This window comes from Marinobacter santoriniensis NKSG1 (assembly GCF_000347775.1).
Taxonomy (GTDB): Bacteria; Pseudomonadota; Gammaproteobacteria; order Pseudomonadales; family Oleiphilaceae; genus Marinobacter; species Marinobacter santoriniensis.
Genome location: NZ_APAT01000028.1, coordinates 1 through 15561, shown reverse-complemented (window position 1 = coordinate 15561; position 15561 = coordinate 1). Strand labels below are relative to the sequence as shown.

Genomic DNA, 15561 nt, shown 5'->3' with positions numbered 1-15561 from the left:
ACCACGCGCCTTCTCTTCCGGTGCGTTATCGATCTGGTCAAACGCACTCGCAGAACCTGTACCCCACACTTCGTGACATACACGGGTCAGTGCCGCCGTCAGAGTGGTCTTACCATGGTCAACGTGACCAATAGTGCCCACGTTTACGTGCGGTTTACTACGCTCAAATTTTTCTTTAGACACGGTTACACCTCTTCCTGTTTCTTAAGTCCTGGGATCAACCCTTTTTAATGATCGCTTCGGCAATGTTCGAAGGAGCTTCCATGTAGCGGGAGAACTCCATCGCATAAGACGCCCGGCCCTGTGTTGCAGAACGCAGGTCGGTGGCGTAACCGAACATCTCCGACAACGGAACTTCAGCACGGATGATTTTGCCCGACGGGCCTTCTTCCATACCCTGCACAAGGCCACGACGACGGTTCAGGTCGCCGACCACGTCACCCATGTATTCCTCAGGGGTAACAACCTCTACCTTCATGAGCGGCTCAAGAAGGGCAGGATTCGCTTCGAGGGCGCCTTTCTTCATCGCCATGGAGCCGGCGATCTTGAAGGCCATTTCGTTGGAATCCACATCGTGGTAGGAACCATCGTACAGAACCGCCTTGATACCCAGCAGCGGATAGCCGGCCAGACAGCCGTTCTGCATCTGCTCCTCGATACCCTGCTGAACTGCAGGAATGTATTCCTTCGGAACGACACCACCAACGATCTCGTTCACGAAGATAAAGTTTTCGCCATCTTCATCATCCAGGGGCAGCGGCTCAAGCTTCACCTTGACGTGACCGTACTGACCGCGACCACCGGACTGACGTACAAACTTGCCTTCGACGTCGACCGGCTTGCGGATGCACTCACGGTAGGCCACCTGCGGCTTACCGATATTCGCTTCTACCTTGAACTCACGCTTCATACGATCAACGATGATGTCCAGGTGAAGCTCACCCATACCAGAGATGATGGTCTGACCGGATTCTTCGTCGGTACGAACCCGGAAAGAAGGGTCTTCCTGAGCCAGTTTGCCCAGAGCTACGCCCATCTTCTCTTGGTCGGCCTTGGACTTCGGCTCAACCGCAACGGAAATAACCGGCTCAGGGAACTCCATGCGCTCGAGAACAATCTTGTGGTTCTCATCGCACAGGGTGTCACCAGTGGTCACACTCTTCAGGCCGATAGCCGCCGCAATGTCACCCGCCAGAACCTCTTTGATTTCCTGACGCTCTTTGGAGTGCATCTGAACCATACGGCCGACACGCTCCTTCTTGCCTTTAACGGAGTTGTAGACCGCATTACCGGACTCAAGCTTACCGGAGTACACCCGGAAGAAGGTCAGGGTGCCGACAAACGGGTCGGTTGCAATCTTGAACGCCAGCGCCGCAAACGGTGCATCATCGTCAACCGGACGGGTCTCTTCAGTACCTTCGTCATCTACCTCACCACGGATGGCTTTAACTTCATCCGGAGCAGGCAGGAATTCAACAACAGCATCCAGAACCGCCTGAACACCCTTGTTCTTGAACGCGGAACCGCAGGTTGCCACCACAATTTCGTTCGCCAGGGTACGCAAACGCAGCCCTTGCTTGATTTCGTCGATGGACAGCTCACCTTCCTCGAGGTACTTCTCCATGAGCTCTTCGTTGGCTTCGGCAGCCGCCTCAACCATTTGCTCACGGTACATGGCGACTTCGTCGGCCATTTCAGCAGGAACGTCTTTCTGCTCGTAGGTTGCACCGGAATCGGCTTCGTTCCAGTAAATCGCCTTGTTACGAATCAGATCGACGATACCGGCAAACTCGTCCTCGGCACCAATCGGCAACTGAATGGGAACACAGTTCGCTCCCAGACGGTTTTTGATCTGGTCAACGACGCGCAGGAAGTTGGCACCGGCACGGTCCATCTTGTTGACGAACACCATACGGGGCACTTCATACTTGTTGGCCTGACGCCATACGGTTTCGGACTGAGGCTCAACACCGGAGGAGCCACAGAACACAACAACAGCACCGTCCAGTACACGCAGTGAACGTTCTACCTCAATGGTGAAGTCCACGTGTCCCGGGGTATCGATGATGTTGATGCGGTGTTCAGGGTACTGCTTGTCCATACCCTGCCAGAAAGTGGTGGTCGCAGCAGAGGTAATGGTGATACCACGCTCCTGCTCCTGCTCCATCCAGTCCATGGTGGCCGCACCATCATGAACCTCACCGATTTTGTGGGAAATACCTGTATAGAACAGGACCCGCTCGGTGGTAGTGGTCTTGCCCGCATCAACGTGCGCACAAATACCAATGTTTCTGTATCGCTTGATCGGAGTCTTGCGTGCCACGATATAAACCTCGGCTGATTAGAAACGGAAGTGAGAGAACGCCTTGTTGGCTTCTGCCATGCGGTGCACGTCTTCACGCTTCTTCACAGCGGCACCTTTGCTGTCTGCGGCGTCAAGGATTTCGCCTGCCAGACGCTGCGCCATGGACTTCTCACCGCGCTTCCGGGAAAATTCAACGAGCCAGCGCATGGCCAGCGCGTTCTGACGGGAAGGCCGCACTTCTACAGGCACCTGGTAAGTAGCACCACCCACCCGACGGGATTTGACCTCGACCATCGGCTGAATGTTCTCCAGCGCCTTCTCGAACATCTCGAGCGGCTCTTCCTTGGATTTGTCGGCGACGATATCGAGCGCGCCATAAACAATGCGCTCTGCAACGGATTTCTTGCCGCTCTCCATCACGTGGTTGATGAACTTGGCAAGACGTGCACTGCCGAATTTGGGATCGGGAATGATTTCCCGCTTAGCTGCAACTCTTCTTCTAGGCATCGATAAGCCCTTAATATATCTAAAAGGTCTTCAGGAACCCCTGAGATAGCCATATGCTACTCAGCCTTACTCTTACCGTTCTGACAAGCAACGATAAAAGACACCCGCTTGGGACATCAGGACTTGGGTCGTTTTGCACCGTACTTGGAGCGGCCCTGCTTACGGTTCTGTACACCCTGGGTGTCCAGCGTTCCGCGAACAGTGTGATAGCGCACACCCGGAAGGTCTTTTACTCGACCGCCACGGATCAGCACAACACTGTGCTCCTGAAGGTTGTGACCTTCACCACCAATGTATGAGGAAACCTCGTAGCCGTTGGTCAGACGAACACGGCACACTTTACGAAGTGCTGAGTTCGGCTTCTTCGGCGTTGTGGTGTACACACGAGTGCAAACACCACGGCGCTGAGGACAGGCCTGGAGCGCGGGAACGTCGCTCTTGGCTACCTTGCGCTTACGAGGCTTACGCACCAACTGATTAATCGTTGCCATGTAAGCAAACTCCAAAAAACCATACCAATGAAACTTACCCCCTAGACAGGGGGTAAAATTTAAGGGACGCAAGTGTAAGCCTGCACCCCATATCAGTCAAGGAGACTGATGTCTTTTTAACCACCTTCCGGGTAGGTATCTACCCGGAGGTGGCTGGACGCTCAACTCAGCTTTCGCGGTTGAGCTCTGCGCTCAGAGCCTCTTCAACGTCTGCCGCAGTCACGCCCTGCTCTTCCAGTTCACGCTTGCGACGACGCTCGTTGTGATAGGCCAGGCCGGTACCGGCCGGAATCAGACGACCCACCACCACGTTCTCTTTCAGCCCGCGCAGGTAATCACGCTTGCCGGTGACAGCACCCTCGGTCAGAACCCGGGTGGTCTCCTGGAAGGAGGCAGCCGAGATAAACGACTCAGTCGCAAGCGATGCTTTGGTAATACCCAGCAGCAAGCGCTCGAACTTCGCCGGCTCCTTGTCAGCAGCGTCGACCTTCTCATTCTCTTCCAGCACCTGGGTAATCTCGACCTGGTCGCCGGACAGAAGCGTGGTGTCGCCCGGATCCGTAATTTCAACCTTGCGCAGCATCTGGCGAACGATAACCTCGATGTGTTTATCGTTGATGACAACACCCTGCAGACGATAAACGTCCTGAATCTCGTTGGTGATGTACTTCGCCAGTTCAACAACACCCAGCAAACGCAGAATGTCGTGCGGGTTGGACGGACCGTCGGAAATCACCTCGCCCTTCTCGACGGTTTCACCCTCGAAAACGTTGAGCTGACGATGCTTCGGAATCAACACTTCATAGGCATCGCCATCCTTGGGAGTGATGACCAGACGCTTCTTGCCCTTGGTCTCTTTACCGAAGGAAACCGTACCGCTGATTTCGGCAAGGATCGAAGACTCCTTCGGACGACGGGCTTCGAACAGGTCGGCAACCCGCGGCAGACCACCGGTAATATCCCGGGTCTTGGAGCTTTCCTGCGGAATCCGCGCAACCACATCACCCAGCTCGACCTTGGCACCATTCGCCATGGTCACCAGGGCGTTGGCCGGCATGAAGTACATCGCTGCCGCACCACCCGGGAGTTCAACATCATTGCCGGCTTCGTCCAGCAACTGGATAGCCGGACGAATGTCCTTACCTGCAGCAGGACGTTCCTTGGGATCGATCACTTCCATGGTAGACAGGCCAGTGAGCTCGTCGGTCTGGGTCCGGACAGTAATGCCCTGCTCCATATTGACGAACTTTGCCACACCCACGGATTCGGCGATGATCGGGTGGGTATGGGGATCCCACTTGGCCACCACGACGCCTGCCTCGACGGCATCACCGTTTTTAACGGACAGAACCGCGCCATAAGGCAGCTTGTACCACTCACGCTCACGACCCTGATCATCTGCGATCGCCAGTGCTGACGAGCGGGATACCACGACCAGGGATCCGTCGGTCTTCTCGATGGACTTCAGGTTGTGCAGACGGACAGTACCGCCATGCTTGACCTGAATATTGTCAACCGCAGATGCCCGGCTTGCAGCACCACCGATGTGGAAGGTCCGCATGGTCAGCTGGGTGCCCGGCTCACCGATGGACTGGGCAGCGATAACACCAACCGCTTCGCCCACGTTCACCTGATGGCCACGCGCAAGATCGCGACCGTAACACTTGGAACAGATGCCGTAGCGGGTGTCACAGGTAATCGCAGAACGAACCCAGACTTCATCCACACCGGCCCGCTCGATCATCTCGATGGTCTTTTCGTCCAGCAGAGTGCCTTCGGGGACCACCGCGTTCTCTTTATCGGTCGGAGTAAAGACATCACGCGCGGTTACACGACCGAGGACACGGTCACCGAGCGGCACAACGACGTCACCGCCTTCGATATGCGGCGTCATCAGCAGGCCTTCATCGGTACCACAATCCTCTTCGGTGACGACCAGATCCTGGGAGACGTCCACCAGACGACGGGTCAGATAACCGGAGTTCGCCGTCTTCAGAGCGGTATCCGCCAGACCCTTACGCGCACCGTGGGTCGAGATGAAGTACTGGAGTACGTTCAGACCCTCGCGGAAGTTCGCGGTAATCGGCGTTTCGATGATGGAGCCATCCGGCTTGGCCATCAGACCACGCATACCCGCCAGCTGACGAATCTGGGCAGCAGAACCCCGCGCCCCGGAATCGGCCATCATGTAGACGGAGTTGAACGACTCCTGCATCAGGTCTTCGCCATCTTCGCCCTTCACCGGCTGACCGTCAGGCCCGATCACCTGCTCTTTCGCCAGCCGCTCCATCATGGCCTTGGACACCTTGTCATTGGCCCGGGACCAGATATCGATCACCTTGTTGTACTTCTCGCCCTGGGTCAGCAGACCGGACGCGTACTGGTTTTCGATGTCCTTGACCTCCTCGGAGGCCGCATCAACCATTTCATACTTCTCGGGAGGAATCTCGAAGTCATTGAAACCGATCGAGATACCGGAACGGGTCGCATAGTGATAACCCATGTACATCAGCTGGTCAGCGAAGATAACGGTATCCTTCAGACCCGCGTCCCGATAACAGGTATTGATCAACGCAGAGATGGCCTTCTTGACCATCGGCTTGTTGACCAGTTCGAACGGAAGGCCGTCCGGCACGATGTCGAACAACAGCGCGCGACCGACAGTCGTGTCGACGATGCTGTAGCTTTCCGTGCGCGAGCCATCTTCCTCGATCACAACCTGCTTGACCCGGACCTTGACCTTGGCCTGCAGGTCCACCTTACCGGCGCCATAGGCACGATGGGCCTCTTTCACGTCGGAGAAGACCATACCTTCACCCAGCGCGCTCTCACGCTCACGGGTCATGTAGTACAGGCCGAGTACCACGTCCTGGGACGGTACGATAATCGGCTCACCGTTGGCCGGTGACAGCACGTTGTTGGTGGACATCATCAACGCGCGGGCTTCGAGCTGCGCTTCCAGGGTCAGCGGCACGTGTACCGCCATCTGGTCACCGTCAAAGTCGGCGTTGTAGGCCGCACATACCAGCGGGTGCAGCTGGATCGCCTTGCCTTCGATCAGAACCGGCTCGAACGCCTGGATACCCAGGCGGTGCAGGGTCGGCGCACGGTTCAGCATGATCGGATGCTCACGAATGACTTCGTCCAGGATGTCCCAGACCACGCCTTCTTCGCGCTCGACCATCTTCTTGGCGGCCTTGATGGTAGTCGCCAGGCCACGGTGCTCAAGTTTGGAGAAAATGAACGGCTTGAACAGCTCCAGTGCCATCTTCTTGGGCAGACCACACTGGTGCAGGCGCAGGTACGGACCAACCACGATCACCGAACGACCGGAATAGTCCACACGCTTACCAAGCAGGTTCTGACGGAAACGTCCCTGCTTACCCTTGATCATGTCAGCCAGGGATTTCAGCGGGCGCTTGTTGGTGCCGGTGATGGCACGGCCACGACGACCGTTGTCCAGCAGCGCATCGACCGCTTCCTGCAGCATCCGCTTCTCGTTACGCACGATGATGTCCGGAGCGTTGAGCTCCAGCAGGCGCTTGAGACGGTTGTTCCGGTTGATCACGCGGCGGTACAGATCGTTCAGATCGGAGGTCGCGAAGCGGCCACCGTCCAGCGGTACCAGCGGACGCAGATCCGGCGGAAGCACCGGCAGCACGGTCATAACCATGTCGCCCGGCTTGTTGCCTGAATACAGGAACGCCTCAAGAATCTTCAGCCGCTTGCTGAACTTCTTGATTTTCGTTTCGGAATTGGTCTGCGGAATTTCTTCACGCAGCGCATCCACTTCGGCCTGCAGATCAATGTCTTCGAGGAGCTGTTTGACGGCCTCGGCACCCATACGGGCGTCGAATTCGTCGCCGAACTCTTCGAGGGCTTCGTAGTACTGCTCATCATTGAGCAGCTGCCCCTTTTCAAGGGTGGTCATGCCCGGGTCGATCACAATAAAGGATTCGAAGTACAGGACCCGCTCGATATCCCGCAGGGTCATGTCCAGCATCAGACCAATACGGGACGGCAGTGACTTCAGGAACCAGATGTGAGCAACCGGACTGGCCAGCTCGATGTGGCCCATGCGCTCACGACGCACGCTCGCAAGGGCAACCTCAACACCACACTTTTCGCAGATCACTCCGCGATGCTTGAGGCGCTTGTACTTGCCACAAAGACACTCATAGTCCTTGATCGGGCCGAAAATCTTGGCACAGAAAAGTCCGTCACGCTCCGGCTTGAAGGTACGGTAATTGATGGTCTCAGGCTTTTTCACCTCGCCAAAGGACCATGAACGAATCATGTCAGGCGACGCCAGGCCGATGCGGATGGCGTCAAATTCCTTGCTCTGATTCTGGCTCTTGAGAAGATTCAGCAAATCTTTCATCAGTAAAAGCTCCGGATGGCGTTAATCTCGGGCGGGCACCCGCGGTGCCCGCTCACGCTGCCAAAAACAATTCGGCTCACTCGGATTCCAGCTCGATGTCGATACCCAGCGAGCGGATCTCCTTGACAAGAACGTTGAAGGACTCGGGCATGCCCGGCTCCATGCGATGGTCGCCATCGACAATGTTCTTGTACATCTTGGTCCGACCGTTGACGTCGTCCGACTTGACGGTGAGCATTTCCTGAAGTGTATAGGCTGCGCCGTAGGCCTCGAGGGCCCACACTTCCATCTCACCGAACCGCTGGCCACCAAACTGTGCCTTACCACCCAGCGGCTGCTGGGTAACCAGGCTGTAGGAGCCAGTGGAACGAGCGTGCATCTTGTCGTCGATCAGGTGGTTCAGCTTCAGAATGTACATGTAGCCAACCGTCACCGGACGATCGAATTTATCGCCAGTACGACCGTCATACAGTGTCACCTGACCACTGGTATCCATATCCGCCAGTTCCAGCATCCGCTTCACCTCGGCTTCCTTGGCACCGTCAAATACCGGCGTTGCCATCGGCACACCTGAGCGGAGGTTGTTGCAGAGCTCGAGGATTTCCTTGTCGTTCAGAGAATCCAGATCGACCTTGAAGACCTCATCGGAGTGGTTGTAGATCTGGTCCAGCAGCTCGCGCAGCTCCGCAATCTTGCGTTGCTCGTCCAGCATCCGGCTGATTTTTTCACCCAGCCCCTTCGCGGCGGCACCGAGGTGCGTCTCCAGAACCTGACCGACGTTCATCCGGGACGGTACGCCCAGCGGGTTCAGAACGATATCCACGGTGGTGCCATGCTCGTCATAGGGCATGTCCTCAATGGGCATGACCGCGGAAATAACACCTTTGTTCCCGTGACGGCCAGCCATCTTGTCACCCGGCTGAATACGACGTTTGATGGCAAGGTAAACCTTGACGATCTTCAACACGCCCGGTGCCAGGTCATCGCCCTGCTGAAGCTTGGACTTCTTGTCCTCAAAGCGAGCTTCGTGCTCCTTCTTCCGGTCTTCCAGACCCTGCTCGGATTTTTCGAGCAGCTCATTGAGGGCTTCGTCCTTCATCCGCAGCTTGAACCAATCGGAGCGCGGCAGTTCTGCCAGATAACCCTCTTCAAGAGTGGCGCCCTTTTTCAGCCCCGGACCGCTGATGACTTCCTGACCTTTCAGGGCGTTCATCAGACGCTCGAAGGTCGCGCCTTCCACGATGCGGTACTCATCCTTCAGATCCTTGCGGTACTGGTCCAGCTGCTCCTTCTCGATGGACTGGGCCCGCTGATCCTTCTCGATACCGTCACGAGTGAAGACCTGGACATCAATGACCGTTCCACGGGTACCGGTCGGCACGCGGGAAGATGTGTCCTTCACGTCGGAGGCCTTCTCGCCGAAGATGGCACGCAGGAGCTTCTCCTCCGGCGTCAGCTGGGTCTCGCCTTTCGGCGTCACCTTACCAACCAGGATATCGCCCGGGCCGACTTCAGCGCCGATATAGACAATACCGGACTCATCCAGTTTGGAGAGCGCGCTTTCACCGACGTTGGGAATATCCGCCGTGATTTCTTCGCTGCCCAGCTTGGTGTCACGAGCCACACAGGTCAGTTCCTGAATGTGGATCGTGGTCAGCCGGTCTTCCTGAACCACTTTTTCGGAGATGAGGATCGAGTCCTCAAAGTTGTAACCGTTCCAGGGCATGAACGCGATGCGCATATTCTGCCCCAGCGCCAGCTCACCCAGATCCACGGACGGGCCGTCTGCGAGCACGTCACCCCGCGCGATCACGTCACCCTGACGCACGATCGAACGCTGGTTGATGCAGGTATTCTGGTTCGAGCGGGTGTACTTGGTGAGGTTGTAGATATCCACACCGGCGTCACCTGCGGCGGTTTCCTGATCGTTGACACGGACCACGATACGAGCCGCATCCACACTCTCGATCACCCCGCCACGACGCGCGGTCACACATACACCGGAATCCTGTGCCACGGTGCGCTCAACACCGGTACCGACCAGCGGCACCTGCGACTTCAGGGTCGGAACAGCCTGACGTTGCATGTTGGCACCCATCAGGGCCCGGTTGGCATCGTCGTGCTCAAGGAACGGAATCAGCGACGCTGCCACCGATACCACCTGGCGAGGCGACACGTCCATGAAGTTCACCGACTCCGGCGGAGCCACGGTGAATTCGTTCTGGTGCCGCACGGTAACCAGCTCGTCCGTCAGACGCTTGCTCTCGTCCGTGGCCGCACTGGCCTGGGCGATCACATAGTTACTTTCTTCAATCGCAGACAGATACACCAGCTCGTCGGTCACCACGCCTTCGACCACCTTCCGGTACGGACTTTCCAGGAATCCGTAGGAGTTGGATCGGGCATAGGTCGCCAGCGAGTTGATCAGGCCGATGTTCGGACCTTCCGGCGTCTCGATCGGACATACCCGGCCATAGTGGGTCGGGTGTACGTCCCGAACCTCGAAGCCGGCACGCTCGCGGGTCAGACCGCCAGGCCCCAACGCCGAGATACGACGCTTGTGAGTGACCTCGGACAGCGGGTTGTTCTGATCCATGAACTGGGACAACTGGCTGGAACCGAAGAACTCTTTGACCGCCGCCGCAACCGGCTTTGCATTGATCAGGTCCTGGGGCATCAAGCCTTCGCTCTCGGCCAGGCTCAAGCGCTCGCGAACAGCCCGCTCTACGCGCACGAGGCCGACGCGGAACTGGTTTTCGGCCATTTCACCAACGCAACGAACACGACGGTTGCCCAGGTTATCGATATCGTCGACGTTACCCTGCCCGTTACGGATATTGATCAGAGTACGCAGCACGTCAATGATGTCATCGTTGGTCAGGGTGCCCTCACCGGTGCTCTCCTCACGACCGAGACGCCGGTTGAGCTTCATCCGGCCAACCGCCGACAGATCGTAGCGTTCGTCAGAGAAGAACAGGTTGTGGAACAGGTTCTCCGCAGATTCTTTCGTGGGCGGCTCGCCCGGGCGCATCATGCGGTAGATCTCAACGAGAGCTTCCAGCGGCGTACGAGTCGGGTCGATACGCAGGGTATCCGACATGAACGGACCGCAGTCGAGATCGTTGGTATAGAGGGTTTCAATTTCCTTCACACCGGCGTCGAGGATCTTGGTAACCACTTCCTCGGTCAGCTCGGTGTTGCACTCAACCAGCACTTCACCGGTCGACTCGTCGATCATATCCTTGGCCAGAACACGGCCATACAGGTACTCGGTCGGAACTTCCAGCTGGTTGATGCCGGCCTTCTCGAGTTGCTTGATATGACGCGCCGTGATCCGACGGCCTTCTTCAACAATTACATTGCCGTCCGGATCCTTGATATCGAAGGTGGCAATGTCGCCACGCAGTCGACTCGGAACCAGTTCCAGCTGACAGGTTTCCGCACCGATAGCGAACTTACTGGTGTCGAAGAACATGCCCAGCATCTGCTCGGAGGTGTAGCCGAGGCCACGCAGCAGAATGGACGCCGGCAGCTTGCGCCGACGGTCAATACGGACGAAGACACAGTCTTTCGGATCGAACTCGAAGTCCAGCCAGGAACCACGGTAGGGAATCACTCGAGCGGAATACAGCAGTTTTCCGGACGAATGGGTCTTGCCCTTGTCGTGATCAAAAAATACGCCGGGTGAACGATGGAGCTGGGAAACAATAACACGCTCGGTACCATTGATAACGAAGGTACCGTTCTCAGTCATCAGGGGCATTTCGCCCATGTAGACTTCTTGCTCTTTGATGTCCTTGATCGCCTTGTTGGACGATTCCTTATCGTAAATGATAAGACGGACTTTCACGCGCAGCGGCGCTGCATAGGTTACGCCCCTAAGCTGGCATTCCTTGACGTCAAATACCGGCTCACCAATACGATAGCTCACGTACTCGAGCGCGGCGTTGCCAGAGTAACTGACAATCGGGAATACGGATTTGAATGCTGCGTGAAGACCGGTTTCCCGGCGGTCTTCAGGAGCGGCTTCCATTTGAAGGAAGTCCCGGAACGAATCCAGCTGAATAGACAGCAAATAGGGGACGTCCATCACGGAAGGCAATTTACTAAAATCTTTGCGAATCCGCTTTTTCTCAGTGTAGGAGTAAGTCATCTGCATTCCCCAGCTTTAGACCTGATACCTGGTATCAAGAAGCAACCATTTTTCTGCTTCGGGGCCGAATTGCTCGGCTTATCGCGCCGTCTTGAACAAGACTCTGGCTGTAGGTTATAGAACTGACATCAACCTTTAATTGCACACCAGACTCTATAGCATATACAACAGAAAAAGGCCGGTGGCACAAAGCCACCAGCCCGTCCATGCTTAATGCACGGTGTCGATCAACAGCCGACTCTTACTTAAGCTCAACAGAAGCGCCTGCTTCCTCGAGCTTCTTCTTGGCTTCTTCGGCGTCGTCCTTGGAAGCAGCTTCCTTAACGGTAGACGGAGCACCGTCAACCATTTCCTTCGCTTCTTTCAGACCCAGACCGGTCAGTTCACGAACAGCCTTGATGACGTTTACTTTCTTCTCACCAGCGCCGGTCAGAACAACGTCAAATTCGGTCTTCTCTTCGGCAGCAGCAGCTTCACCGCCAGCAGCGGCCGGAGCGGCAGCAACGGCAGCTTCTGCAGAAACGCCGAACTTCTCTTCCATAGCCTCAACGAGCTCAACAACTTCCATTACGCTCATTTCAGCAATTGCATTCAAAATATCGTCTTTAGACAGAGCCATGACTTTCTCCCAAAAATATAAAAATGGTGTTCAACAGAATCAAGCAGCGTCCCGCTTCTGGTCGCGAACTGCCGCTACAACACGCGTAACCCGACCCGGAATGTCGTTCAGGCTGCGTGCGAGCTTGGTAACTGGTGCCTGTGTAACCACGGCCAGCTTGGTCAACGCTTCATGCAGCGTCGGCAGCGTGGCAAGGCGATCGATCTGGTCCGCGCCCATCAGCTCACCGCTGACAGCCAGGCCCTTGATTTCGAACGCCTCGTTTCCTTTGGCAAAATCCTTCAGCAGACGCGCTGCCGCACCAGGATCTTCCATAGAAAACGCGAGAATGGTCGGACCAACCAGAGCTTCGTCAATGCACTCGAACTCGGTACCACGAATGGCGATCTTTGCCAGGTTGTTACGAACAACCTTCAGATGCACGTTCTCGGCACGAGCCTTGGCACGAAGCGCGGTCATATCACCGGAGGTGACACCGCGATAGTCAGCCAAAACCACAGACAGAGCAGTACCAGCAGTCTCGTTGACTTCAGCGACGATCGCCTTCTTGTCTTCGAGTCTAATTGCCACTGGTTTTCTCCTCGATTTCGCCAGCTTGTTGCCGGCAAACCCATTATTGCCCTTGCGGGCGCCTTAACGGTGTTTGGGTTCAGAGAGAACGTCGTCACACCGTCTGCGCAGGCGTTGCTTTAACCCTTGCAGCCTTCCCGACAAACAGGAAGGCTTCGGGGGCCTGCGGTCTTTGACAGCCTTGGCTTCCGCCCAGACTACAAAGTAACCATCGATCAAAGGATCAAATAGCGAGACCGCTCTGATCGATAGTCAGACCAGGACCCATAGTCGAGGAAATGGTGATCTTCTTGAGATACACACCTTTCGACGACGCAGGCTTGGCCTTTTTCAGATCCGCAACCAGAGCTTCAAGATTTTCCTTGATGTTCTGTGCAGAGAATTCGATGTTACCCAGCGGTGCGTGAATAATACCGTTCTTGTCAGTCCGGTAGCGCACCTGGCCGGCTTTCGCATTTTTAACAGCGGTTTCAACGTCCGGAGTAACCGTACCCACCTTCGGGTTCGGCATCAGGCCACGCGGACCAAGGATCTGGCCCAGCTGACCAACGACTCGCATCGCGTCCGGAGTGGCGATAACCACGTCGAAATCCATGTTGCCCTTTTTGACCTCGTCTGCGAGATCATCCATGCCAACAATGTCTGCACCGGCCGCTGTGGCCTTCTCGGCGTTCGCACCCTGAGTAAACACAGCGACACGAACGTTTTTGCCGGTTCCGTGCGGAAGCACGGTGCTGCTGCGAACGACCTGATCGGATTTCCGGGCGTCAACGCCCAGGTTCACGGCAACATCCACGGATTCCTTGAACTTAACGGCCTGGCCCAGATCGGCCAACAGCGCAACCGCTTCATCAACGGAATAGGCGCGGGTGGAGTCAACCTTTTCACGAATCAGCTTTTGACGCTTGCTCAACTTTGCCATTTCAGAGGCCCTCCACGTTCAGGCCCATACTGCGGGCAGTTCCGGCAATGGTACGAACAGCTGCATCCATATCGGCTGCAGTCAGATCCGGCTCCTTGGTCTTGGCGATCTCTTCAAGCTGCTCACGGGTGACCGTACCGACCTTGTCGGTGTTCGGACGACCAGAACCGCTCTTGATACCGGCCGCCTTCTTCAGCAGAACCGGCGCAGGCGGAGTCTTGGTGATGAAAGTGAAGCTGCGATCACTGTAGACGGTAATAACAGTAGGAATCGGCAGACCCGGCTCCATGCCCTGCGTCTGGGCATTGAACGCCTTACAGAATTCCATGATGTTAACACCACGCTGACCCAGGGCCGGACCAACGGGGGGACTCGGGTTGGCCTGTCCGGCAGCAACCTGAAGCTTGATGTAGGCTTCAATCTTCTTTGCCATGATAGATCTCCTATGGGTTCGAACGCCTCTCGGCTCCCCAACTCAGACACAAAAAGCCCGCGTCGCCTGAGCGCGCGAGCTTTCCTGGTTTTGGCGGCCCGTCAGTCTTTCTCGACCTGCCCGAACTCCAGCTCTACCGGAGTTGAGCGACCGAAAATCAGAACGGCCACCTTGACTCGACTCTTGTCGTAGTCGACTTCTTCCACGACGCCATTGAAGTCCGCAAACGGCCCTTCAACGACACGAACAATTTCGCCCGGCTCAAACAGGGTTTTCGGCTTGGGCTTATCGGCACCACTCTCAACACGACGGAGAATCGCCTCAGCCTCACGCTCGGTAATCGGCGCTGGCTTATCCTTGGTGCCGCCGATAAAGCCAAGAACCCGCGGGGTATTCTTCACAAGATGCCATGTACCATCATCCATTTCCATCTGGACGAGTACGTATCCCGGATAGAACTTGCGCTCACTCTTGCGCTTTTTACCATCCCGCATTTCGACAACTTCTTCGGTCGGGACCAGGATCTCGCCGAACTTGTCTTCCATGCCGTTGAGCGCAACACGCTCCTTCAGAGTGCGCATCACGTGCTTTTCGAAGCCAGAATACGCATGAACCACGTACCAGCGCTTAGCCATTGCCCACTCCTGTTAACCAATAAACCCGGCGACCAACCAACTGATCAGCGAATCCATACCCCACAAAATCAGCGCAACCACGAGCACAAAAACCACGACAATCAACGTTGTCTGGACAAGCTCTGGCCGCGTGGGCCATACCACCTTCCGGATTTCGACCCGTGCCTCTTTCAACAGCGTCGCAAATCGACGCCCACGGCCTGTCTGCAGTGCAACGAGAGCCGCTACAATACCGAGACCTACGAGAGCCAGAACACGATAGAGAAGAGATTCGGCACTGAAATACTGATTGCCCACCACGCCGGCGGCAATCAGAACAAAAACAACCAGCCACTTCGCGATATCGAAACGGCTGGTTGACTGAACGGCTTTTGACTCCATAGGAATCAGCTTATGTATCCGGATGTTAAAAAATGGCAGGCCAGGAGGGAATCGAACCCCCAACCTGCGGTTTTGGAGACCGCTGCTCTGCCAATTGAGCTACTGGCCTGCACCGAAACAACTCAGCGCAACTACAATCGAGTGACCCTAAGGTCACTCGATAA

At 56.2% G+C, this 15561-nt stretch carries 12 protein-coding genes and 1 tRNA gene; all 13 read right to left on the bottom strand.

Annotation, left to right across the window (positions count from 1 at the left end):
- Positions 1-183, bottom strand: a 183-nt coding sequence (locus MSNKSG1_RS19020; RefSeq protein ID WP_008940659.1) for a GTP-binding protein, incomplete at its 3' end; no start/stop codon positions are given.
- A gap of 34 nt (positions 184-217) precedes the next feature.
- Positions 218-2323, bottom strand: coding sequence for an elongation factor G (gene fusA, locus MSNKSG1_RS17690; RefSeq protein ID WP_008940669.1), 2106 nt, complete (start codon positions 2321-2323; stop codon positions 218-220).
- Between the two features lie 18 nt (positions 2324-2341).
- A complete protein-coding gene (rpsG, locus tag MSNKSG1_RS17685; RefSeq protein WP_008940668.1) occupies positions 2342-2812 on the bottom strand; it encodes a 30S ribosomal protein S7 in 471 nt (156 codons plus the stop codon).
- A 116-nt stretch (positions 2813-2928) separates the two neighbouring features.
- A complete protein-coding gene (rpsL, locus tag MSNKSG1_RS17680; RefSeq protein WP_008174844.1) occupies positions 2929-3303 on the bottom strand; it encodes a 30S ribosomal protein S12 in 375 nt (124 codons plus the stop codon).
- Positions 3304-3469: 166 nt separating this feature from the next.
- The gene (gene rpoC / locus MSNKSG1_RS17675) at positions 3470-7684 is read right to left on the bottom strand and encodes a DNA-directed RNA polymerase subunit beta' (RefSeq protein WP_008940667.1); all 4215 of its coding nucleotides are present in this window, start codon (positions 7682-7684) and stop codon (positions 3470-3472) included.
- Positions 7685-7760: 76 nt separating this feature from the next.
- Complete coding sequence (rpoB, locus tag MSNKSG1_RS17670; RefSeq protein ID WP_008940666.1) at positions 7761-11837, bottom strand: DNA-directed RNA polymerase subunit beta; 4077 nt, start codon at positions 11835-11837, stop codon at positions 7761-7763.
- A gap of 241 nt (positions 11838-12078) precedes the next feature.
- Positions 12079-12456: a 50S ribosomal protein L7/L12 gene (rplL, locus tag MSNKSG1_RS17665; RefSeq protein ID WP_008940665.1), complete on the bottom strand. Its 378-nt coding sequence runs from the start codon at positions 12454-12456 to the stop codon at positions 12079-12081.
- A 39-nt stretch (positions 12457-12495) separates the two neighbouring features.
- Positions 12496-13026: a 50S ribosomal protein L10 gene (rplJ, locus tag MSNKSG1_RS17660; RefSeq protein ID WP_008940664.1), complete on the bottom strand. Its 531-nt coding sequence runs from the start codon at positions 13024-13026 to the stop codon at positions 12496-12498.
- 223 nt (positions 13027-13249) lie between these two features.
- Entirely contained in the window at positions 13250-13948 is a 699-nt protein-coding gene (gene rplA / locus MSNKSG1_RS17655) for a 50S ribosomal protein L1 (protein WP_008940663.1), read from the bottom strand.
- A gap of 1 nt (position 13949) precedes the next feature.
- Complete coding sequence (gene rplK / locus MSNKSG1_RS17650) at positions 13950-14381, bottom strand: 50S ribosomal protein L11 (protein WP_008940662.1); 432 nt, start codon at positions 14379-14381, stop codon at positions 13950-13952.
- 101 nt (positions 14382-14482) lie between these two features.
- Positions 14483-15016: a transcription termination/antitermination protein NusG gene (nusG, locus tag MSNKSG1_RS17645; RefSeq protein WP_008940661.1), complete on the bottom strand. Its 534-nt coding sequence runs from the start codon at positions 15014-15016 to the stop codon at positions 14483-14485.
- Positions 15017-15028: 12 nt separating this feature from the next.
- Positions 15029-15397 (bottom strand): preprotein translocase subunit SecE, encoded by a 369-nt coding sequence (gene secE, locus MSNKSG1_RS17640; RefSeq protein WP_008940660.1) that lies wholly within the window; start codon positions 15395-15397, stop codon positions 15029-15031.
- 33 nt (positions 15398-15430) lie between these two features.
- Positions 15431-15506: transfer RNA gene (locus MSNKSG1_RS17635), tRNA-Trp, on the bottom strand.
- Positions 15507-15561: the final 55 nt, after the last annotated feature.

Excerpts from the sequence above, each read along its gene's own strand:
- rpsG (WP_008940668.1), bottom strand. The coding sequence starts at position 2,812 with ATGCCTAGAAGAAGAGTTGCAGCTAAGCGGGAAATCATTCCCGATCCC.
- rplA (WP_008940663.1), bottom strand. The coding sequence starts at position 13,948 with ATGGCAAAGTTGAGCAAGCGTCAAAAGCTGATTCGTGAAAAGGTTGAC.
- rpoB (WP_008940666.1), bottom strand. The coding sequence starts at position 11,837 with ATGACTTACTCCTACACTGAGAAAAAGCGGATTCGCAAAGATTTTAGT.
- secE (WP_008940660.1), bottom strand. The coding sequence starts at position 15,397 with ATGGAGTCAAAAGCCGTTCAGTCAACCAGCCGTTTCGATATCGCGAAG.
- rpsL (WP_008174844.1), bottom strand. The coding sequence starts at position 3,303 with ATGGCAACGATTAATCAGTTGGTGCGTAAGCCTCGTAAGCGCAAGGTA.
- nusG (WP_008940661.1), bottom strand. The coding sequence starts at position 15,016 with ATGGCTAAGCGCTGGTACGTGGTTCATGCGTATTCTGGCTTCGAAAAG.
- rplL (WP_008940665.1), bottom strand. The coding sequence starts at position 12,456 with ATGGCTCTGTCTAAAGACGATATTTTGAATGCAATTGCTGAAATGAGC.
- rpoC (WP_008940667.1), bottom strand. The coding sequence starts at position 7,684 with ATGAAAGATTTGCTGAATCTTCTCAAGAGCCAGAATCAGAGCAAGGAA.
- rplK (WP_008940662.1), bottom strand. The coding sequence starts at position 14,381 with ATGGCAAAGAAGATTGAAGCCTACATCAAGCTTCAGGTTGCTGCCGGA.